This window comes from Pseudomonas sp. GW823-FHT03E05 (assembly GCF_058796855.1).
The window spans coordinates 307,355-325,803 of sequence record NZ_JBXAJB010000005.1 but is presented as its reverse complement, the minus strand read 5'-3'; the positions used below and the strand labels follow the sequence as shown (position 1 = coordinate 325,803).

General features: G+C 66.8%; 19 protein-coding genes. 1 reads left to right on the top strand and 18 read right to left on the bottom strand.

What is annotated here, in order from left to right; genetic code table 11:
• Nucleotides 1-567 precede the first annotated feature (567 nt).
• Nucleotides 568-1,827 carry an MFS transporter gene (locus AC1RCO_RS21865; RefSeq protein ID WP_065364844.1) on the bottom strand — a complete coding sequence of 420 codons (1,260 nt, stop codon included), beginning with the start codon at nucleotides 1,825-1,827 and terminating at the stop codon, nucleotides 568-570.
• Between the two features lie 120 nt (nucleotides 1,828-1,947).
• On the opposite strand from AC1RCO_RS21865, the gene AC1RCO_RS21860 reads away from it, so the two are divergent.
• Nucleotides 1,948-2,847: a LysR family transcriptional regulator gene (locus tag AC1RCO_RS21860; RefSeq protein ID WP_011058831.1), complete on the top strand. Its 900-nt coding sequence runs from the start codon at nucleotides 1,948-1,950 to the stop codon at nucleotides 2,845-2,847.
• Here AC1RCO_RS21860 and AC1RCO_RS21855 read toward each other — a convergent pair.
• The 17 genes from AC1RCO_RS21855 to AC1RCO_RS21775 form a co-directional block, all read right to left on the bottom strand.
• Entirely contained in the window at nucleotides 2,815-3,306 is a 492-nt protein-coding gene (locus AC1RCO_RS21855) for a hypothetical protein (RefSeq protein ID WP_015633873.1), read from the bottom strand. The two genes, AC1RCO_RS21860 and AC1RCO_RS21855, sit on opposite strands and share 33 nt — an antisense overlap.
• 192 nt (nucleotides 3,307-3,498) lie before the next feature.
• Complete coding sequence (locus AC1RCO_RS21850; protein ID WP_011058833.1) at nucleotides 3,499-3,945, bottom strand: hypothetical protein; 447 nt, start codon at nucleotides 3,943-3,945, stop codon at nucleotides 3,499-3,501.
• A 62-nt stretch (nucleotides 3,946-4,007) separates the two neighbouring features.
• The gene (locus AC1RCO_RS21845; RefSeq protein WP_011058834.1) at nucleotides 4,008-4,457 is read right to left on the bottom strand and encodes a hypothetical protein; all 450 of its coding nucleotides are present in this window, start codon (nucleotides 4,455-4,457) and stop codon (nucleotides 4,008-4,010) included.
• Between the two features lie 25 nt (nucleotides 4,458-4,482).
• On the bottom strand, nucleotides 4,483-5,709 hold the full coding sequence (locus AC1RCO_RS21840) for a beta-ketoacyl-ACP synthase (protein ID WP_011058835.1): 1,227 nt from the start codon (nucleotides 5,707-5,709) through the stop codon (nucleotides 4,483-4,485).
• Nucleotides 5,709-6,437, bottom strand: a complete 729-nt coding sequence (gene fabG / locus AC1RCO_RS21835) for a 3-oxoacyl-ACP reductase FabG (RefSeq protein ID WP_011058836.1) — start codon at nucleotides 6,435-6,437, stop codon at nucleotides 5,709-5,711. Before fabG ends, AC1RCO_RS21840 begins: the two co-directional genes overlap by 1 nt.
• Nucleotides 6,434-6,907 carry a hotdog family protein gene (locus AC1RCO_RS21830; protein ID WP_152685893.1) on the bottom strand — a complete coding sequence of 158 codons (474 nt, stop codon included), beginning with the start codon at nucleotides 6,905-6,907 and terminating at the stop codon, nucleotides 6,434-6,436. Before AC1RCO_RS21830 ends, fabG begins: the two co-directional genes overlap by 4 nt.
• On the bottom strand, nucleotides 6,904-8,100 hold the full coding sequence (locus AC1RCO_RS21825) for a beta-ketoacyl-[acyl-carrier-protein] synthase family protein (protein ID WP_077933235.1): 1,197 nt from the start codon (nucleotides 8,098-8,100) through the stop codon (nucleotides 6,904-6,906). Before AC1RCO_RS21825 ends, AC1RCO_RS21830 begins: the two co-directional genes overlap by 4 nt.
• The gene (locus AC1RCO_RS21820) at nucleotides 8,097-8,582 is read right to left on the bottom strand and encodes a hypothetical protein (RefSeq protein ID WP_015633878.1); all 486 of its coding nucleotides are present in this window, start codon (nucleotides 8,580-8,582) and stop codon (nucleotides 8,097-8,099) included. The genes AC1RCO_RS21825 and AC1RCO_RS21820 overlap by 4 nt, the downstream gene beginning before the upstream one ends.
• Nucleotides 8,579-9,340, bottom strand: a complete 762-nt coding sequence (locus AC1RCO_RS21815) for a class I SAM-dependent methyltransferase (protein WP_169892987.1) — start codon at nucleotides 9,338-9,340, stop codon at nucleotides 8,579-8,581. The genes AC1RCO_RS21820 and AC1RCO_RS21815 overlap by 4 nt, the downstream gene beginning before the upstream one ends.
• Nucleotides 9,337-10,584: an NAD(P)/FAD-dependent oxidoreductase gene (locus AC1RCO_RS21810; RefSeq protein WP_123431215.1), complete on the bottom strand. Its 1,248-nt coding sequence runs from the start codon at nucleotides 10,582-10,584 to the stop codon at nucleotides 9,337-9,339. The genes AC1RCO_RS21815 and AC1RCO_RS21810 overlap by 4 nt, the downstream gene beginning before the upstream one ends.
• A complete protein-coding gene (locus tag AC1RCO_RS21805; protein ID WP_072452077.1) occupies nucleotides 10,571-11,761 on the bottom strand; it encodes a cation:proton antiporter in 1,191 nt (396 codons plus the stop codon). Before AC1RCO_RS21805 ends, AC1RCO_RS21810 begins: the two co-directional genes overlap by 14 nt.
• Nucleotides 11,755-14,097, bottom strand: a complete 2,343-nt coding sequence (locus tag AC1RCO_RS21800) for an MMPL family transporter (RefSeq protein ID WP_258611394.1) — start codon at nucleotides 14,095-14,097, stop codon at nucleotides 11,755-11,757. The genes AC1RCO_RS21805 and AC1RCO_RS21800 overlap by 7 nt, the downstream gene beginning before the upstream one ends.
• Nucleotides 14,081-14,761 carry an outer membrane lipoprotein carrier protein LolA gene (locus AC1RCO_RS21795; protein ID WP_220223593.1) on the bottom strand — a complete coding sequence of 227 codons (681 nt, stop codon included), beginning with the start codon at nucleotides 14,759-14,761 and terminating at the stop codon, nucleotides 14,081-14,083. Before AC1RCO_RS21795 ends, AC1RCO_RS21800 begins: the two co-directional genes overlap by 17 nt.
• On the bottom strand, nucleotides 14,758-15,183 hold the full coding sequence (locus AC1RCO_RS21790) for an acyl-CoA thioesterase (RefSeq protein WP_011058845.1): 426 nt from the start codon (nucleotides 15,181-15,183) through the stop codon (nucleotides 14,758-14,760). The genes AC1RCO_RS21795 and AC1RCO_RS21790 overlap by 4 nt, the downstream gene beginning before the upstream one ends.
• On the bottom strand, nucleotides 15,176-16,720 hold the full coding sequence (locus tag AC1RCO_RS21785) for an HAL/PAL/TAL family ammonia-lyase (RefSeq protein ID WP_492618035.1): 1,545 nt from the start codon (nucleotides 16,718-16,720) through the stop codon (nucleotides 15,176-15,178). The genes AC1RCO_RS21790 and AC1RCO_RS21785 overlap by 8 nt, the downstream gene beginning before the upstream one ends.
• Nucleotides 16,701-17,657 (bottom strand): lysophospholipid acyltransferase family protein, encoded by a 957-nt coding sequence (locus AC1RCO_RS21780; protein ID WP_011058847.1) that lies wholly within the window; start codon nucleotides 17,655-17,657, stop codon nucleotides 16,701-16,703. Before AC1RCO_RS21780 ends, AC1RCO_RS21785 begins: the two co-directional genes overlap by 20 nt.
• Entirely contained in the window at nucleotides 17,654-18,388 is a 735-nt protein-coding gene (locus AC1RCO_RS21775) for a glycosyltransferase family 2 protein (RefSeq protein WP_015633886.1), read from the bottom strand. The genes AC1RCO_RS21780 and AC1RCO_RS21775 overlap by 4 nt, the downstream gene beginning before the upstream one ends.
• Between the last annotated feature and the right edge of the window lie 61 nt (nucleotides 18,389-18,449).

The window sequence follows — 18,449 nt, the reverse complement described above, 5'->3', positions numbered from 1 at the left end:
CGCTGGCAAGCCAGCTCCTACAGGGGGCGGCCAGCCAGATTCGCTCGGTGTAGGAGCCAGCTTGCTGGCGAAAGGGCCCTCAAGACTTGCGCCTGCCTGGCGCACGCCTTCGCTGGCAAGCCAGCTCCTACAGGGGGCGGCCAGCCAGATACGCTCGGTGTAGGAGCCAGCTTGCTGGCGAATGGGCCCTCAAGACCTGCGCCTGCCTGGCGCACGCCTTCGCTGGCAAGCCAGCTCCTACAGGGGCGGCCAGCCAGGTTCGCTCGGTGTAGGAGCCAGCTTGCTGGCGAGAGGGCCCTCAAGACCTGCGCCTGCCTGGCGCACGCCTTCGCTGGCAAGCCAGCTCCTACAGGGGGCCGGCCAGCCAGGTTCGCTCGGTGTAGGAGCCAGCTTGCTGGCGAATGGGCCCTCAAGGCTTGCACCTGCCTGGCGCACGCCTTCGCTGGCAAGCCAGCTCCTACAGGGGGCGGCCAGCCAGATTCGCTCGGTGTAGGAGCCAGCTTGCTGGCGAAAGGGCCTTCAAGACTTGCGCCTGCCTTGCGGACCACTTCGCTGGCAAGCCTGTTCCTACAAAGGGGGGAGTTTGGCGAGTTTCATGGCGATCAACAGGGCTCCGATCAGCAAGGCGCCGATAAACAGGCCGATGCCGTTCCAACCCGCCAGGTGCCAGAACACCCCGCCGGCAGTGCCGGCAATGCTCGAGCCGGCGTAGTAGCTGAACAGGTACAGCGACGACGCCTGGCCCTTGGCCTTGGTGGCGCGACGGCCGATCCAGCTGCTTGCCACCGAGTGGGCACCGAAGAAGCCGAAGGTGAACAGCAGCATGCCGATCAGCACCAGGGACAGCGGGGTCAGCAGGGTCAGGGCGATCCCCGCCAGCATCAGCACGATGGTGCCCCAGAGCACCCGGCGCCGGCCCAGCTGGTCGGCCAGGGCGCCGATCTTCGCCGAGCTGTAGATGCCCGAGAGGTACACCACCGACAGCATCCCGACCCAGGCCTGGCTCAGTTGATAGGGCTCGGCCAGCAGGCGGTAGCCGATGTAGTTGAACAGGGTGACGAATGCCCCCATCAGCAGGAAACCTTCGAGGAACAGCCAGGGCAGGCCGGCATCGCGAAAGTGCATGGCAAAGCCGTCCAGCAGGCTGCGCGGGTGCAGCGAACGGGGGCGGAAATTGCGTGATTCGGGAAGGATGCGCCAGAACACCGCGGCAGCGATCAGTGCCAGGCCGCCGATCACCAGCATCGCCGTGTGCCAGCTGACGAAGTCGATCAGCACCCCGGTGATCAGTCGCCCGCTCATGCCGCCGATGGCGTTGCCACCGATGTACAGGCCCATGGCCAGGCCGATGTGCTGGGGGTGGATCTCCTCGCTCAGGTAAGTCATGGCCACCGCTGCCAGCCCGCTCAGGGACAGGCCCACCAGCGCGCGCATCAGCAGCACCCCGTGCCAGCTCGGCATCAGCGCACTGGCGATGGTGCACAGGGCGGCGGCCAGCAAGGCGGCAACCATCACCGGCTTTCGACCGATGCGGTCGGAAACCGGCCCGGTGATCAACAACCCGATGGCCAGCATGCCGGTGGCGACCGAGAGGATCAGGCTGCTCTGGGCGGCATTGATGGAAAAGTCCCGGGACAGCAGCGGCATCATCGGCTGTACGCAATACAGCAGGGCGAAGGTGGCAAAACCGCCGGAGAACAGCGCCAGCACGGTGCGCATGAACATCGGCGTGCCTTTTTCGATATAGACCTCGTTGAGCTGGGCGACCACCTCGTCCAGGGGCGTGGCAGGGGGTTCGTGGGCGGAGGGGGCAACAGCGGATTTCACGGGGGACCTCGGGGGGAACGCAGCCGGTCAGGCAATGGAAAAAGCATATAGCTGGCTAATGATTCTTTCCAATATATTGTTCGACCTGTTTGATAGGTTTTAAGACTTAATGAGGCCCTCATGGAACTGCGTCACCTGCGCTACTTCATCGCTGTCGCCGAAGAACTGCATTTTGGCCGTGCAGCCCAGGTGCTGGGCATCTCCCAACCGCCCCTGAGCCAGCAGATCCAGGCGCTGGAGCAGGAGGTGGGGGCGCGCCTGTTTGAACGCACCAATCGTCGGGTCGAGCTCAGCGAGGCCGGGCGCCTGTTCCTGGAGGAGGCGCGGCTGGTACTGGCCCAGGTGGACAAGGCGGCGGACGTGGCGCGGCGTGCGCAGCTGGGCGAGCTGGGGGAACTGAAGATCGGCTTCACCTCGTCGGCACCCTTCAATTCGACCATTCCCCAGGCGATCTTCGCCTTTCGCCAGCGCTTTCCCGCGGTACACCTCAAGCTCAAGGAGATGAGCAGCACCCAGGTGGCCGAGGCCCTGGTGGACCAGGCGATCCAGGTCGGCATCATGCGGCCCTTGCCCCTGCCGGATTCGCTGTCGGTGGTGGAGCTGCTGCGCGAGCCGCTGGTGGCGGTGCTCAGTTCCAAGCACCCGCTGGCCAGTGGCAGTGAAGAGGGGCTGCACCTGGCGGAGCTGGCCCATGAGCCCTTTGTGTTTTTCCCCCGCAGCTATGGCAGCGGCCTGTATGCGCAGTTGCTGAGCCTGTCCCGGGATGCCGGCTTTACCCCGCATTTCGCTCAGGAGGCGGCGGAAGCCATGACCATCATCGGCCTGGTGGCGGCGGGGTTGGGGGTGTCGGTGCTGCCGGCGTCCTACCAGCGCATGCGCATCGATGGCGTGGTCTATCGCCGCCTGCTGGACCCGGCGGCGATGTCGGCGGTGTGGCTGGTGCAGCGCAAGGATCAGGCTTCGCCCATGGCCAAGGCCTTTGTCGAGCTACTGACGCGCAAGACCGGGGCTACGCCCTGAGGGGCTGTTGGGCCGCACCGGGGCCTGCAGGTTCACTAGGTCGCCGCGCAGGGCCACTCCGGCCATCAGTACCCCGGCATGGCATTCGTAGGTGTTGAGGTCCTTGCGCACGTGGTGCTTGTAGTAGCTGACGATATTGGTCACTGCGTTGGCGCCGACCCGCTTGGCTGCGGCTTGCAGGGTGATCAGGGCCGACTGCAGGGCCCATTCGCAGGCGGCGATATCGCTCTTGTTGAAAGCGTTGGTCTTCTTGTTGGTGGTGACTTCGGTGAGCCGCACCTGGAGCACTGGCGGAAGTGGGTTGCCGGCCAGATGGAAGCTCACGCTGCCATCCAGGCGCCCGGCGCGCTCGGCGTCGGCCACGACTTTCTCGAAGGGCATGTACATCAGGTTGGTGGCCTGGCTGGCGGGGCTCAGGGTCGTTAGCAGGGCCAGGGCAATCAGTGCTTTCACTTGCATGGTCGGCTCCTTGACGGACGTGAAAGGGGCGCCACTGTCACGCCGGCCGATGCCCGATCGCGCCACTTGGCTCCCGCAGGCGGCGGTGACCCGGCCTGCTGTTGCGAGTGTAGACGGCGATTGGCGCGCTTCCGGAAAAAAACCGGAAACGCAAAGGGCGCCCCAGGCGCCCTTTTCGTTGTCAGCCGCAGCTCACTGGACCTTGGACAGATCCCCGCGCAGCGCTACACCAGCCATGATGGCGCCGGCATGGCACTCATAGGTGGTGGCGTCCTTGCGCTCGTGGCTCTTGTAGAAGCTGGCAATGTCGGTCACGGCGTTGGCGCCGACTTTCTTCGCCGCTTCATGCAGGGTGATCAGTGCCGACTGCAAGGCCCACTCGCAGGCCACCTGGTCGGCCTTGCCGAAGGCATTGGTCTTCTTGTTGGTCACGGCGCCGGGGCTCAGCACGCTGACCTTGCCGGCCGGCTTGTTGCCCGCCAGGTAGAACTTCACGCTGCCGTCGATCTTGCCGGTGCTGATGGCCTCGGCCACCACCTTGTCGAAGGGCAGGTACAGGGCCGTATCGCGGGCCTGGCTGACGCCGGGCAGGGTGCACAGCAGCAGGGTGGCGGTGGCCGCCAGTGTCTTCAAACGCATCGCATTCTCCATGACATCAAAGGGGGTGAAGCAGCCCTGTGACCAGGGTCACAGGGAAGGGCTCATTGTGCGGCCGGGAAGCTCTTGGCCGCGGCATCCGACAGCTGTTGCGCGGCCCGCTCGTTCTGGTTGTCCCGCAGTTCGCGCAGGATTCCCTTGTCCAGCAGGCGCACCCAGCGGATGTAGTTCTTGTGGATCTTGCCGTCCTTGTAGTCCATGTCGCGGCTGTCGCGGTAGACGATCTTGTAGTAGCTGGCGGAGTACTGGATATCGATCTCCGCGTGGAACTGTTGACGCACGGTGATCTCGGCCTGGATCAGCTCCGGGCTGATGCGCTGTACGGTCCACTTGCGGGCTACGAGGTTCTTCAGGATCGCCTGCTTGACCTGCTCCTGGTCGGCCTGGATGGTGGCCGGGAGCACCCGGTTGGGGGTGTACATGCGCTTGCTGGTACAGGCGGTGACGCTCAGCAGGGCAAGGACGATGAGGGTGGCGCGAAACAGGGAAGACATTCCATTTCTCCAGTGAGGTGAGGCATCAGGACCAGCGGCGGAAGATCAACGAGGTGTTGACGCCGCCAAAGGCAAAGTTGTTGTTCATCACGTATTCGTGGCTCATGGCGCGAAAGCCTCCCTGCAGGTAGTCCAGCTCGCCGCAGCGGGGGTCGACCTGATCCAGGTTGCAGGTGTGCACATAGAGGTCGCGGTTGAGCATCTCGATGCTGAACCAGGATTCCAGCGCGCCGCAGGCGCCCAGGGTGTGGCCGAGGAAACTCTTCTGCGAACTGATGGGCATGCGGCTGCCGAACAGGCTGCTGGTGGCCAGGGTCTCGGCGATGTCGCCTTGCTCGGTGGCGGTGCCATGGCCGTTGACGTAGCCGATGGCCTCCGGGGCCAGGGCCCCATCCTCCAGCGCCAGCTCCATGGCGCGGCGCATGGTGCTCTGTTCGGGGCGGGTGGTGTGCTGGCCGTCGGCGTTGCTGCCGAAGCCGACGATTTCCGCGTGGATGCGCGCGCCACGGGCCAGGGCGTGCTCCAGCTCCTCGAGCACCAGCATGCCGCCACCTTCGCCGATCACCAGGCCGTCACGGCCGCTGTCGTAGGGGCGCGGGCTGGTGTGCGGCGCATCGTTCTTCAGGCTGGTGGCATACAGCGCGTCGAACACCATGGCTTCGGTGGGGCACAGTTCCTCGGCGCCGCCGGCGAGCATCAGCGGCAGGCGGCCGAACTTGATCGCCTCATAGGCGTAGCCGATGCCCTGGCTACCGCTGGTGCAGGCGCTGGAGGTAGGGATCAGGCGCCCGGTCAGGCCGAAGAAGATGCTGATATTGGCGGCGGTGGTGTGGGGCATCATGCGCACGTAGGAGTTGGCGTTGAGCCCCTCGGCCACCGAGTTGAGCAGCATGTTGCCGAAGGCCTTGATCTCGTCGGTGCTGCCGGTGGAAGAACCACAGGCCACGCCCATGCGCCCGTCCTTGATCGACGGGTCGCCCAGCAGCCCGGCGTCGGCCAGGGCCTGCTCGGCGGCGCCCACGGCCAGGCGCGAAACCCGGCCCATGCTGCGCAGCTGCTTGCGGGTCCAGTGCCCGGGCACCTGGAAGTCATCGATGGGGCCGGCCAGGCGGGTGTTGAGTTCGCTGAACCTGTCCCACTCGTCCATGCGCCGGATGCCGCTGCGGTTGGCGGCAAAGCGCTCGGCGATGCTGGCCCAGTCGCTGCCCAGGGAGGTGATGCCGGCCATGCCGGTGACGACCACACGTTTCATCAGCACAGGCCCCCGTTCACCGACAGCACCTGGCGAGTGATGTAGGACGCTTCGGCGGACATCAGGAAATTCACCGCGCCGGCCACCTCTTCCGGGGTGCCCATGCGCTGCGCGGGAATCATTTTCAGCAGTTCTTCCACCGGCACGTTTTCATCCAGCATGGCGGTGTCGATCAGCCCCGGGGCCACGCAGTTGACGGTGATCTTGCGCTTGCCCAGCTCGATGGCCAGGGCCTTGGCGGCGCCGATCACGCCGGCCTTGGAGGCGCTGTAGTTGACCTGGCCACGGTTGCCGATCAGCCCCGAGACCGAGGTGATGCAGACGATGCGCCCGGCTGCGCGGCGGCGGATCATGGGCATCATCACCGGGTGCAGGACATTGTAGAAACCGTCGAGGTTGGTGCGCAGCACCTGGTCCCAGTCCTCTTCGCTGAGGGCCGGGAAGGCGCCGTCGCGGGTCAGGCCGGCGTTGAGCACCACGCCGTAATAGGCGCCATGGGCTTCGACATCGGCCTCCAGGGCAGCCCGGCAGGCCTCCCGGTCCGATACATCGAATTGCAGGACGCGGGCGCTGCGGCCCAGGGCCTGGACTTCGCCCCTGACGGCTTCGGCTTCGGTGCGGCCGCTGCGGCAGTGCAGCACCAGGTCATACCCGGCCCGGGCCAGACGCAGGGCGATGGCACGGCCGATGCCACGGCTGGAGCCGGTGACCAGTACGGAGTCAGTCATGACGGTGTTCCTGTAGAAGAGGCAGGTGTTTCATGCAGGTAGTCGGCGGCCTGGGGCGGACGGAACACGTTCAGGCGCGCGCTGGCGGAGATGCCGGGGCCACTGAGGTGGCACTCGAACACGCCCATGCCGTTGTCGTCTTCCAGAGAGCGCAGGGCATGGATTTCCAGGGTGCTGCCGAGGGGGAAGTGCTCGACATTGCATTCGAATTTGCGGGTGCCCAGAAGAAAGCCCAGCTCCACCGGCAAGCCTTGCTGGCGGGCGCGGCAACCGGCGTAGGCGGCCACGCTCTGGGCCATCAGCTCGACGCCGACCCAGGCCGGCAGGCTGCCGTCGGGGCGGTTGAACAAGCCACCGGGGCGAACTTCGAGGCGGGTGCGGATCTGTTCTTCATCAAAGGCCAGGACCTGATCGATGAGGATCATGTCCCCGGCGTGGGGCAGCAACTCGGCGAGCGGCCAGTCAATCATGGGGCGTCTCCGATAATCAGGCTGACGTTGTTGCCGCCGAAGGCGAAGGAATTGCTCATCAGGCGGCGCGGTGCGTGGGGGGCCAGGCGATCGTCCGGGGTGACCCAGCGCAGTGGCGGCAAAGCCGGGTCGGCCTGGGCATCCCAGACATGGGGCGGCAGCGCCAGGCCGGGGTTGTCGGTACTCAGGGCCAGCCAGCAGAACGCCGCCTCCAGGGCCCCGGCGGCCCCCAGGGTATGGCCGCTCATGGGTTTGGTCGAAGAGCAGGGCACGCCTTCGGGGAACAGCTGGGCAACGGCCAGGCTTTCCATCGCGTCGTTGTGCTGGGTGGCGGTGCCGTGCAGGTTCAGGTAGCCGATCTGCTGCGGCTGCAGGCCGGCGCTGCGCAAGGCCTGGCTCATGGCCTGCAGGGCGCCGCGGCCATCGGGGGCCGGGGCGGAAATATGGTAGGCGTCGGAGCTGGCGCCACCGCCCAGCAGGGCAACAGGGGCGTCGCCGGCAGGCTCCCGGCTCATGAGGAACAGCACCGCCGCTTCACCGATGTTGATCCCGTCGCGGTTGCGGGAAAACGGGTTGCAGCGTTGCCCGGAGACCGCCTCCAGGGCTGTGAAACCATTGAGGGTCAGCTTGCACAGGCTGTCGACCCCGCCGCATAGCACGGCGTCGCACAGGCCCAGGTCGAGCAGGCGCCGGGCACTGATCAGGGCCCGGGCGCTGGAGGTGCAGGCGGTGGAAATCACATAGGCCGGGCCGCAGAGTTGCAGCCATTGGGCGAGGAAGTTCGCCGGGGCGCTGAGCTCCTGCTGACGGTAGTCGTAGCCCGCCGGGAATTGCCGGTCCTGCAGGTAACGGGCGATGCCCCGGCTGGCTTCGTCGATGCCCGACGTGCTGGTGCCCAGGACGATGCCGATGCGGCCATGGCCGTAGCGCTGGATGGCCTGCTGGATGTCGCCTTCGATCTGCCGGGTGGCCTCCAGCAACAGCTGGTTGTTGCGGCTGTTCTGGGCTTCGAGGCCCGCCGGCATGCCCGCCAGCGGGCTGCGCACTGCCGCCACCGGCAAGGTGCGCTCGGGCACCCAGTGGCTTTCGTCGCGCATGCCCGAACAGTCGCCGGCAAACAGGCTGCGGGCGACTTCCTGGCGATTGCGGCCCAGGGCGCAGATCACCCCGAGGGCGTTGAGGTAAGCCGTCATGGCGTGGCCTCGGTGCTCAGAGCCGTGATGTGGTAGTGCGGGCCTTGGGGCAGGTTCAAGGTGAAATCCAGAGCGTGTTGATAGTCGACTCGCCAGCGCGGGCCGAGGGTACGTTGGGCGCCCTGTTGCCGGGCGTGCGGATAATTGGCCTGCAGTTCGGCCACAGGCGTCAGGGCGAACAGCAGGGCCGCGAACAGCTCCCGGGCCTCCGGGTTGGGTGGCAGCAGGCCGTCGGCCTGCCAGTGTCCGCCCACCAGGCGCTGACGGGCCTGGGGAATGCCCAGCGGGTCCATCAGCGACCAGCGCAGGTCCGGGCCTTCGGCCTGGATCACCAGCAGCCAGTCCTGGCGCTGGTCCTGAAGCTGGCGCTGTACGTGGAGCTGCAACGGCAGCACCAGCGAGGGCGTGCGCTCGGGCAGCGGAGCCTGACTGACGCAAGCGCTCAGCAACAGGACACAACCGAGCAGCAGGGCACGGATCATTCGGACGGACCTTCCTCGGCAACAGGGGGAGCGAGCGGCTTGCGGGCCACCACATTGACCAGGGTTTCCTCGCGCTGGCCCACCGGCGGCGGCTGGCGCAGGCCGAAGCGCTCCAGCAGGCCGAAGTCCTTGGCGCGACTCCACCACAGGTAGGGATAAGACACGTTCTGCGGGCCGAATTCAAAGCCCTGCTGACGAATCATCTGCAGGTACTGGGCGGCGCTTTTCTGCACATGCATCGGATGGCGGAACAGCCAGCGGATCACCCAGGTGTCGATATAGGCCTCGGTGGATTCGGCAAACAGCAGGTAACCCCCGGGCTTGAGCACCCGGTAGAACTCGGCCAGGGCTTTTTCCTGTTCCACCAGGTGGTGGAAGGTCTGGTGGCAGAACAGCAGGTCGACGCTGGCGTCGGCCAGTTCCAGGGTCGCGCAGTCGCTGCCGATCAACTCCACCTGCATCTGCTGGCGCCGGGCTTCCTCGGCGCTGAGCTTGAGGCTGTGGGGGTCGGCGTCCAGGCCGATCAGGCGCTGCGGGGAGAACACCTGGCGCAGGTACTGGAACGACTTGCCCTGGCCGCAACCGGCGTCCAGCAACACCGGATGCCGGGGCAGCTCGCCATCGAACAGCGAGCGCAGGTCATTGATCGCCACCCGCAGCACATGGTGCTGCCAGGTGTGGCTGCGCAGGAACCAGAAGCCGAAGCGGGTTTCCTCGACGTAGCTGTCACTCAGGTACTGGCTGGTTTGCTCACTCATGCGCGGTCCCTCGCACAGACTTCCGAGAGGGCCTTGAGCCGGCGCTTGGGCTCGCTGACGAAAGGGTTGCGTTCATCCCAGGCATAACCGGCGAGGATCGAGCTGATCATGCGGCGGATTTCCGGGGAGCTGCCCGGATGGTAGATCACGTCCTGGAAAGTGCCGGCGTACCAGCCCTCGACGTAGCAGCGGAAGGTGTCCACGCCGCGTTTCAGCGGTTTGGCGAACTCCGTCGCCCAGTCGACGCCCTGGCCCTGCAACTGCCGGTGCAACACGGCGGCGGCCATGCTCGCGGAACGCATGGCGATGGTCACCCCGGAAGAGAACACCGGGTCGAGGAATTCCGCGGCGTTGCCCAGCAGGGCGAAGCCCGGGCCATGCAGGGTGCTGACGTTGGCCGAGTAGCCGCCGATGGTCCGCGCCGGGGTGTCCCACTCGGCGTATTGCAGCACCTTGGCCAGGCTCGGGGTTTCGCTGATGAAGCCCCGCAGGCAGGCGTCCAGGTCGCCATCGCGCCCGGCGAAATGCTCTTGGGCGGCCACCACCCCTACCGAGCAGCGGCCGTTGCTGAAGGGGATGCTCCAGAACCAGATGTCGCGGTGCTCGGGGTGGGTGGTGATGAGGATCTTGTTGCGGTCGAAGTGCTCGCAGTCGATGCGGTCTTCGACATGAGTGAACACCGCTCGGCGTACCGGAAAGTTCGACGGCGCTTCCAGTTCCAGCAGGCGCGGCAGGACCCGGCCGTAGCCGCTGGCGTCGAGGATGAAGTCGGCTTCGATGCGGTACTGGCTGCCGTCTTCACGGCGGCAGTCGAGCTGCGGCAAGGGCCGCTCCACCTCCACCGCGACAATCTCTTCGCCGTAGCGGATCTCCACCCCTTGCAGGGCGGCCTGGTCGGCCAGCAGCTTGTCGAAGTCGGCGCGCTGCACCTGGAAGGTGGTGGGCTTGCCATTGCTGAAGGTGTCGCCGAAATCGAAGGTGCTGTAGTGCTCGCCCCAGGCGAAGGCCGCGCCGTTCTTGAGCTGGAAGCCGGCGGCTTGCACCGCCTCCAGCATCCCGGCTTCCTCGACGAAATCCAGGCAGTGGGAGAGCAGGCTTTCACCGATGGAGAAACGCGGGAAATGTTGCCGCTCGACGATCAGCACGTCGTGGCCCTGGCGCTTGAGCAGCGCGGCCGCGATGGCCCCCGAGGGGCCGGCACCGATCACCACGACTTGGCGACGTTCCATTTCAACTGTTGGCACTGGGGCTCCTTGCCGGTTTGGCGATGTTCAGGTTCAAGGGGGCAGCGTGGGGCGCCGCCTGGGGAGTTCGGTGCATTCCGGCCAGGGCCGGCAGCAGGGTGGCGATCAGGCCCATGAGCATCAGCGCGAAATACAGCGCCGGGCTGATCAACTGTTGTTGCAGCAGCAGGTTGAGAAAGACGATCTCGCTCAAGCCGCGAATGTTCAGCAGCAGGCTTTCCCGCCAGCGGCTGGCGCCGGTAAAGGAAGCGCCTGCCCAGCCCAGGCCCAGCCAGTTGCCCAGCAGCTTGCTGGCAATCGGCAACAGCAGCAGGGCCGCCAGTTGCACCCAGCCGAGGCTGCCCATGGCGCTGTGCACATCGATCTGCACGATGCCGAAGGTCAGGATCAGCGGGATGGCGATGTAGGTCTGCAAGCGGTTCATCCAGGCAGCCTGTAACGGCAGCACCAGCGCCAGCTTGAGGGCGGCCATGCACAGCAGGTAGCCGATGCCGAAGATCAGCGCATTGAGCCGGTAGTGCTCGGCCACCACCAGCAGGCCGAAAAAGCCCAGGCTGTAGAGCAGCGGCTGGCGCAGGCCCAGGCCGCGCAGCACCAGGGGCAGGCAGGCGCCGGCCAGGGGCAGCAGCAGGCTGCTCAGGTGCAGGCTGCCCTGGGCCAGGGCGAACAGGCTCCAGCAGGTCAGGTCGATGAGGATTGCGGTCTGCACCAGGCGCCGGGTGGCGGCGGGCGGGTACTGGATGTGCCGCAGGTACAGGTAGAGCACCGGGATCGCGGTGATGGCGAACAGCAGGCCGACCGCCAGGGAGCTGATCCAGGGTTGCGCTGGCAGTAGCCAGAAGGCGGTGGCCAGGCCGCAGGCGAAGGGAATGCCGAAGCTCGGCACGGCGATCTTCAGGCTCTGGCGGTCCAGGCGCAGGTCGATCACGTCACTGAGGATATGCCCCAGCAGCAAGGCAAAGCTCAGGCTGTACAGATGCTTGAGCCACTGCGGCGAAACCAGCTGCGCGCCACTTAGCTGCCAGTGCGGTTCGATCCACAGCAGCATCAGCAGCGGCAGGCCGAAGGTCGCCAGCAGCAACTGGCTGACAATCGGGATCAGGCCCAGGCGCCGGCCGATGTGGGTGGCCAGGGCAAACAGCGCCAGGGCCAGTAGCCAGAACAGCAGGGTCAGCATGCTGCACGCTCTGCGTCGGGCGCCGGGTGCGGCCTGTGGCCGGCCCAGGGCGCAAGGATGAAGCTGAAGGCCAGCCCCAGGCTGACCGCCAGGCCGAAGTTGCTCACCGCCGGGGTGCTGGAAATGGCCAGCAGGCCGAACGACAGCCAGGTGGTCAGGGCCGCCAGCAGCGTGCCCAGCAGGCTCACCGCGGCGCCGCCGATCTGCTCGCGCATGAGGATCGCGTAGTCGACGCTGATGGCCGTCACCAGCAGCAGGCCGAACAGGCTGAACAGGGTCAGGGGCTGGCCCAGCCAGCCGAGGCTGGCCAGGCTGCACAGGGCTGCCAGCAGGGGCAGGGCCACCAGGCGCAAGGCGCCGCCGAGGCCGAAGGGCAGGATCAACAGCAGCACGATCAGCACGCAGGAGGCCAGCTTGAGTTCGGCGGCGCTGACCTGGGTGGCGGCGAATACCCGGTTCAGCTCACCCAGGCGGTCCACCAGTTGCACCCCTGGCAGATCATCGGCCTGGATTCGCAGCAGGGCGGCGTCGTTCAGCCCCTGCAGGCTGACCATGGCGGCCACGCCGTTGGCGTTGGCTCCCAGCCACAGCGGGCGATAGGGCTCGGCCAGCGGCCCGGAAAGCGCGGCGTCGAGGTCTTCCACCGGCAATTGCTGCAGCTGTTCCAGCTCCGCTTGCAGGGCGGCCAGGGGCACCCCCAGGTCCAGCAGCGGCTGCCAGAAACGCGGCAGCTGCTTGAGGGCTTCGCGCACCTGCTGTTGTTCGGTCGGTTGGCTGAGCAACTGGTTCAGCGACAGGTAGCCCTTGAGCTTGCCCAGGTTCACCAGCTGTTGCAGGCGCAGGTCCAGGGCCTCCAGGCGCTCCAGCAGTTGCTGCTGATCGGTGGCGCGCACCAGGAAGAACTGGCTGGTGGGCTGATAGCCGGTGATCCGCGCAATGGCCTGGGCTTCCTGCAGCAGTTGCGGCGGTGCACCGACCCATTGGCGGATGTCGTTCTTGCTCTCGAGCTGCCACAGGCCGGCGGCGCAGAACAGCGCCAGCAATACCAGCAGCACCGGGCTGGGCACCCGCTTGAGCAAGGCCGCGCGGGCCTGCAGCAGGGCTTGGGCCACTTGCAGCGGCCAATGCGCCGGGCGCAGTTGCACTCCCTTGAGCAGTGCCGGCAGCAGGCACACCGCCGCCAGGTAGGCGCCCACCAGGCCGGCGGCGGAGAAGACGGCAATCTGGGTCAGGGCCGGGAACGGGGTCCAGGCCAGGGCCAGGTAGCCGATGCAACTGGTGGCCAGGCTCAGGCTCAGCCCCGGCAGGGTCAGGCGCAGGGCCGGCCAGCTGCGCCAGGGTTTCAGGCTCCAGCTCTTGGACAGGTAGTGCAGGGGGTAGTCGACGGCCACGCCGATCAGGCTCGACCCCAGCACCAGGGTTATTACGTGCATGCGGCCGAACAGCGCCACGCAGGCCACGGCGCCGAACAGCATGCCCACCAGCACCGGGACGAAGGCCAGCAGGGCACGCCAGCGGCGGAAGGCCAGCAGCAACAGCAAAAGGATGCCCAGGGTGGCGCCGCCGCCGACCCAGGTGATTTCCCGGGTGGCCTGTTGCTGGCCGTTGGCGGCGTACAGCAAACCGCTGGCGGCCAACAGTTGTACCTGTTGCTGGCTGGCCTGCTCACGGCTGTGGCGCAGCAGGTCAGCCACTTGCAGAGGTAGTTGCATGTCGAAGGCGTTGCCGCCGGTGCGGGCACGCAGCAATACCCAGTGCTGGCCGTCGGCCTCGGCCACCAGGGCGCCGCTGCCGATGTCCAGCTGCACCGCGCCGTGTTGCGGCTGGCTGTTCTGGATGCGTCCGGTCAGGCCCAGCCAGTCATCCTGGCTGGGCACCAGGGTAAAGCCGCCGAACGGGTCGAACAGGCTCTGCACCCGTTGCTGGATAAACGCCTGGGGCTGCTGGGCCAGTTGCTCGCGATCCTTGGCCCCGAGCATCGCCAGGCGGCCCTGCAACAGTTGCTGGCGCAGCGCCGGCAGGTCGGCCTGGAGGTTCCACTGGACCTTCTCGAACAATCCGCTGGCCTGCCATTGCTCGGCCAGTTGCCGGGCCATGGCCACTGCCTGCTGACGTTCGGCATGCCCCACCAGCACCAGGATTTCCCGGTTCAGCGGTTCCTGCATGCGTTGCTCGGCCTGTTGCTCCAGGGCATCCGGGGCGGTGCCGGGTACCAGTTCCATGAGGTTGGCCGACAGCGGCGCGCCATGGCGCCATTGCCAGGCACCGAGGGCCAGGACCAGGGTCAGCAGAATCAGGAAAAACCGCGGCAGCCAGCGTTCACTCGGCAAAGTCATGTTGCTCCGTTTCACTGAGCGGCTGGGCGCTGCTGCTGTCCTGCATGATCAGCAGGGTGCGGTCGCCCTGGGCTTCCAGCAGTTCGATGCGTTGCACCAGCTCGCCGCCGTCGATGTTGATCTGGTTGAAGATCTGTTTCAGCAGCAGGGAGCGGGGGATCAGTTGCAACTGCCAGTTCTGCGCGCTGCCTTGCAGCTTGAGTTCGAAGTCCCGCTGCAGGCCGCTGCTGTCGCCTTGCAGCACAGCGAGGAACAGGCGGTTCTGCTCGGCCCCGGCGCTCTTGCCGGGAAGCATCTGCCAGCCGCCGCCATCGCGCCGGGCGATGCCCTGGGCAGTGATGCGGTAGTCCTGTTGCAACGGGGTCTGCAGCAGCCACAGCAGGCCATGGTTTTTCGCCAGCACGAAGTGACCCTTGCTGGTCAATGGCTGGGGCAGGGCCCGCAGGTGTTTTTCCTGGATGAAACGACCGTGGATCACTTCCGGCCGCGACAGTTGATCGCTCAACTGTTGCAGGTCGAAGGCCCGGGCCAGCCCCGGCACACACCAGAGCACCAAGAGCGTGGGCGCGAGCTTGCTCGCGAACCGCCGCACCACGGTACGCAGCCTCATGCAGCTGGCAGACAGACCGACCCTCTTGGCGAGCAAGCTCGCTCCTACCTTCATGGCAAGGCCCTCGCGACGGCATCGGTGAAGACCTTGGGCGAGGCCAGTTGCATTTCCCGGCTGGCGATCTCCACGGCCACCTGCACCGAGCTGGCGCGGGTCATGCGCTCGCCCGTGGCCTGGTCGGTGATCAGGTAATTGATCTTCAGCCGGCTTTCCCACTCCACCAGGCTGGCGCGCACGTTCAGGGTCTGGCCGAACACCGCGCCGCGCACGTAGCGCAGTTGCAGGTCGATCACCGGCCAGGCGTAGCCGGATTCGAGCATCTGCTGGTAGTTGTGGCCGAGCTTGTCCAGCAGGGCGCAGCGGGCGACCTCCAGGTATTTGACGTAATGCCCGTGCCAGACGACGTGCATGGTGTCGACGTCGAAGAAGGGCACCTGGATCTGGGTGTCGGCGTGGATCACTCCCTTGCTACGCATGCAGCCTCCAGTGTTGTTCGGCGATGCGTTGCAGGCACAGGCGCAGTTCGTGCTCCAGGGCGCGGTCTTCGATCACCGGTGGGAAGTCTGCGGCCAGTTGCCGGTGCATGGCATCCAGGGCTGGTGGCAGAGGCCGGGCATCGGCTTCCTGGCTGCGCAGCCAGACCCCCTGGTTGGCCGCCAGCAAGGTGGCGGCGGCCACTTGTTCGGTGAGCTCCAGCACGCGGATCGCGTCCCGGGCGGCGATGGTGCCCATGCTCACCTTGTCTTGGTTGTGGCACTCGGTGGAGCGCGAGAACACGCTGGCCGGCATGGTGTTTTTCAGGGCCTCGGCGGTCCAGGCGCTGGCGCCGATCTGCACCGCCTTGAAGCCGTGGTTGAGCATGGCGCGCTCGGCGCTGGCGCCGGAAAGGTTGCTCGGCAGGCCGTGGTTGTAGCGCACGTCCACCAGCAGGGCCAACTGCCGGTCCAGCAGGTCGGCGACGTTGGCCACCAGGTTCTTCAGGCTGTCCATGGCGAAGGCGATGTGCCCGCCATAGAAGTGCCCGCCGTGCAGCACGCGCTCGGCCTCGGCGTCGATGATTGGGTTGTCGTTGGCGCTGTTGAGCTCGGTCTCGATGAAACCGCGCAGCCAGTTCAGGCTGTCGGCCAGCACCCCCAGTACATGGGGTGCGCAGCGCAGCGAGTAGCGGTCCTGCAGGCGATGCAGGGGCGCGGTCGGCGCGTCGATCGCCAGGTCCTGGCGCAGCCAGGCGGCCACTTGCATCTGCCCCGGGTGCGGCTTGGCGGCGAACAGGCGTTCGTCGAAGTGTTCCGGATTGCCCTGCAGGGCCACCACGTTGAGGGCGGTGATGCGGGTCGCCAGGCGCAGCAGGTAGTCGGCCCGGGCAAAGGCCAGGCAGGCCAGCCCGGTCATTACCGCGGTGCCGTTCATCAGCGCCAGGGCTTCCTTGGGCCGCAGCACCAGGGGTTCCCAGCCCAGCTCGCGGTGCACGTCGGCGGACTCACGCCGTTCGCCGCGGAACATCACCTCGCGTTCCCCGGACAGGGTGGCCGCCACGTAGGACAGCGGCGTCAGGTCGCCACTGGCGCCCACCGAACCCTCTTCCGGGATCTGCGGCAGGATGTCCTGGTCGAGGAAGGCCTGCAGGCGCTCCAGCAGTTCCACGCGCACCCCGGAAACCCCGTGGCACAGCGACTGCAAGCGCGCCGCCAGCACCGCGCGGGTAGCGTGGGCGTCCAGCAGCTTGCCCAGGCCGCAACCGTGGAAGGTGTACAGATGGCGCGGCAGCGCCTCGACGTGCTGCAGCGGCACCGCCACCACGCAAGAGTCGCCGTAGCCGGTGGTCACGCCGTAGATCACCCCTTCCTTGTCCAGCAGGGAATCGAGGAACTGCGCGCCCTTGGCGATCCGCTGGCGCCAGGCGGCGTCGCCTTGCAGGCGCGTCGGCACCTGGCGGTTGGCCAGGGCCAGCACGTCTTCGATGCGCAGGGGGTGTTCGCCGAAGGTTACCGGCTCATGGGTCGAGGTCGTCATCGGTCTTCCAGAATGGGTAAAAGTTGAACCATTGTTGCGGGGCTTGCAGGCAGTACTGGCCCAGGCGCTCGGCGTAGCGGGCGGTCCACTGGGCGATCACCTGCTGGCGGTCATTGCGTTTCCACTGCACGGCGTCGGCGAAGGGCTCGAGGATCACCTGGTAGCGGCCTTGCTGTTTCAGGCACAGCAGCAGGTTGACCGGGCACTTGAGCAGCCCGGCCAGCAACCAGGGGCCCTGGGGGAAGGCGGCCGGGTGGCCGAGGAAATCCACCCGCACGTTACGCCCGCCGTGCAGCGGCACGCGGTCCCCGGCAATCGCCAGCCATTCGCCGCGATCCAGGCGCTGGCTCAGTTGCAGCATGATCGCCGGGTCCAGCTCGCTGACCTGGATCAGCCGCAGGTTACTGGCCCCGGCTTCGCCCAGCAGGCGGTTGAAGCGTTCGGCGTGCTTGGTGTGCACCAGCACGTTCATGGTCACCTGCTCCCCCAGCTCGGCCAGGGCCCGGCACACTTCCAGGTTGCCCAGGTGCGCGCCCACCAGCATCTGCCCGCGTTCGCCGCGCAGTTGGTGGCGCAGTTGCGCCGGGTCGACGATCTCGATCTGTTCGATGCGCAGTTTGCCGTTCCACACGTCGAGCTTGTCCAGCAGGGCATCGGCAAAGGCCATGAACTGGCCGAACACCCGCCAGTGGCTGGGGCGCAACTCGTCGCGCCCGCTCCATTGGGCCAGGTGCTGCTGGTACTGCCAGATGCTGCGCCGGGCCCGGCGGCCGAACAGGAAGAAGTAGAACACGATGGCGTACAGCACCGGGCTCAGCAGCCGGCGCCCCAGCACCCGCACGCCGAGGGCGGTGAGCTTCATCAGCCAGAAGCTGCCGCGCTCCTGATGGTCGGCCCAGTGTTCGTTGCCGGGCTCCTTGGGTTGCTCCTGGCTCATGGACGCCACCGGCGCCAGAGGATCAGCGGCAGGCGCGCCAACATGCCGAAGAACAGCTTGGCGTGCATCTTCGAGATCAGCGCGTTGTCATGGAACAGGCGAAAGTGCGAGAGGCCGTCCTGGGGATAGTGGACCCGGGTCGGCAGCCAGCGCATGGGCTGGTTGCGCCAGGCCAGGCGCACCAGGATCTCCGGATCGAAGTCCATGCGCCGGCCCAGTTGCACCGAGTCCAGCAGGGCCAGGGTCGGTGGCAAGGGGTAGACCCGGAAGCCGCACATGGAATCGGGAATCTGCAGTGACAGGCTGTTGATCCAGACCCACACGTGGGTCAGGTAGCGGGCATACAGGCGCCCCTTGGGCACGCTGGCGTCGTACTGTGGATAACCGCAGACCAGCGCCTCGGGGTGGGCCTGGGAGTGCTGGATGAAGTTATCCACATCCGTGAGGTCGTGCTGGCCATCGGCATCGACTTGCAGGGCATGGCTGAAGCCCAGCTGCGCCGCTTCGCGCAGGCCGGCCATGACCGCGCCGCCCTTGCCCTGGTTGATCGCCAGGCGGATCAGGAACACCTGGTCGAGGCCGGCCAGTTGCTCCAGCACCGCCGCGCATTGGGGGCTGCTGGCGTCGTCCACCAGGACACAGGGCAGGCCGCGGGCCAGGAGCGCCTCGACCACCGCCGGCACGGCGGTTTCATGGTTGTAGACCGGTATCACCGCGCAAGGCTTATGCATGGCAGCGGGCCCCTTCAGCGTAGACGCTGGCTTGCCAGCGAATCCCGGGCGCGACGCCGTA

What these genes read in the sequence shown, in the direction of transcription:
- AC1RCO_RS21840 (WP_011058835.1), bottom strand. Translation starts at nt 5,709, where the DNA reads ATGAAACGTGTGGTCGTCACCGGCATGGCCGGCATCACCTCCCTGGGC.
- AC1RCO_RS21815 (WP_169892987.1), bottom strand. Translation starts at nt 9,340, where the DNA reads ATGAGTGAGCAAACCAGCCAGTACCTGAGTGACAGCTACGTCGAGGAA.
- AC1RCO_RS21830 (WP_152685893.1), bottom strand. Translation starts at nt 6,907, where the DNA reads ATGATTGACTGGCCGCTCGCCGAGTTGCTGCCCCACGCCGGGGACATG.
- AC1RCO_RS21845 (WP_011058834.1), bottom strand. Translation starts at nt 4,457, where the DNA reads ATGTCTTCCCTGTTTCGCGCCACCCTCATCGTCCTTGCCCTGCTGAGC.
- AC1RCO_RS21790 (WP_011058845.1), bottom strand. Translation starts at nt 15,183, where the DNA reads ATGCGTAGCAAGGGAGTGATCCACGCCGACACCCAGATCCAGGTGCCC.
- AC1RCO_RS21785 (WP_492618035.1), bottom strand. Translation starts at nt 16,720, where the DNA reads ATGACGACCTCGACCCATGAGCCGGTAACCTTCGGCGAACACCCCCTG.
- AC1RCO_RS21805 (WP_072452077.1), bottom strand. Translation starts at nt 11,761, where the DNA reads ATGCTGACCCTGCTGTTCTGGCTACTGGCCCTGGCGCTGTTTGCCCTG.
- AC1RCO_RS21795 (WP_220223593.1), bottom strand. Translation starts at nt 14,761, where the DNA reads ATGAAGGTAGGAGCGAGCTTGCTCGCCAAGAGGGTCGGTCTGTCTGCC.
- AC1RCO_RS21775 (WP_015633886.1), bottom strand. Translation starts at nt 18,388, where the DNA reads ATGCATAAGCCTTGCGCGGTGATACCGGTCTACAACCATGAAACCGCC.
- AC1RCO_RS21800 (WP_258611394.1), bottom strand. Translation starts at nt 14,097, where the DNA reads ATGACTTTGCCGAGTGAACGCTGGCTGCCGCGGTTTTTCCTGATTCTG.
- AC1RCO_RS21780 (WP_011058847.1), bottom strand. Translation starts at nt 17,657, where the DNA reads ATGAGCCAGGAGCAACCCAAGGAGCCCGGCAACGAACACTGGGCCGAC.
- AC1RCO_RS21860 (WP_011058831.1), top strand. Translation starts at nt 1,948, where the DNA reads ATGGAACTGCGTCACCTGCGCTACTTCATCGCTGTCGCCGAAGAACTG.
- AC1RCO_RS21850 (WP_011058833.1), bottom strand. Translation starts at nt 3,945, where the DNA reads ATGCGTTTGAAGACACTGGCGGCCACCGCCACCCTGCTGCTGTGCACC.
- AC1RCO_RS21825 (WP_077933235.1), bottom strand. Translation starts at nt 8,100, where the DNA reads ATGACGGCTTACCTCAACGCCCTCGGGGTGATCTGCGCCCTGGGCCGC.
- AC1RCO_RS21820 (WP_015633878.1), bottom strand. Translation starts at nt 8,582, where the DNA reads ATGATCCGTGCCCTGCTGCTCGGTTGTGTCCTGTTGCTGAGCGCTTGC.
- fabG (WP_011058836.1), bottom strand. Translation starts at nt 6,437, where the DNA reads ATGACTGACTCCGTACTGGTCACCGGCTCCAGCCGTGGCATCGGCCGT.
- AC1RCO_RS21855 (WP_015633873.1), bottom strand. Translation starts at nt 3,306, where the DNA reads ATGCAAGTGAAAGCACTGATTGCCCTGGCCCTGCTAACGACCCTGAGC.